This window comes from Rhodococcus xishaensis, from assembly GCF_004011825.1.
In the GTDB taxonomy this organism is placed as follows: domain Bacteria; phylum Actinomycetota; class Actinomycetes; order Mycobacteriales; family Mycobacteriaceae; genus Prescottella; species Prescottella xishaensis.
Genome location: NZ_RKLO01000019.1, coordinates 1 through 637, shown reverse-complemented (window position 1 = coordinate 637; position 637 = coordinate 1). Strand labels below are relative to the sequence as shown.

Sequence of the window (637 nt, the reverse complement as noted above, 5' to 3'; positions counted from 1 at the left end):
AGACACCGCGAACAACCGCGCCCGCACCGGCAACGCCACCGCCAGATCGAACCCGCCGACCACCAACTGCTCGATCCGCGCGAGCACCTCCGACTCGGCGACCACCTCGACCTCGAAATCGACCTCGACCTCGGCGACCGGCCGCACCACCTGGAACCCGACCCCGTCGACCTCCGGGAACACCGTCCGCAACGCCTCGTGCCGACCCAACACATCGACCATCGCCGCCCGCAACGCCGCCACATCCAACGACCCCGACAACCGGATCGCCATCGGAATGTTGTTGACCGCCGACCCCGGATCGAACCGGTTCAAAAACCACATCCGCTGCTGCGCCAACGACAACGGCACCCGATCCGGACGCGGACCAGCCACCAACGCCTTCCGGCCGCCGCCACCGGCCAACGCCTGCACCGACGACGCCAACACCTCCACCGTCGGAGCCTCGAACAGCACCCGCACCGGCACCTGCGCATCCAACGCGGCCCCCAGACGCGAGACCACCTGCGTCGCGATCAGCGAGTTACCGCCCAGGGCGAAGAACTCGTCATCCAAACCGACCCGCTCGACACCGAGCACGTCCGCGAAGGTGTCGGCCACGATCTCCTCGACCGGCGTCGTCGGTGCCCGGAACTCG

Annotated in this window: 1 protein-coding gene; it reads right to left on the bottom strand. The window is 68.6% G+C overall.

The genetic code is table 11. From position 1 onward, the window contains the following. The coding region (locus EGT50_RS16905; protein WP_164873445.1) for a condensation domain-containing protein at positions 1-637 on the bottom strand (637 nt) is incomplete at both ends.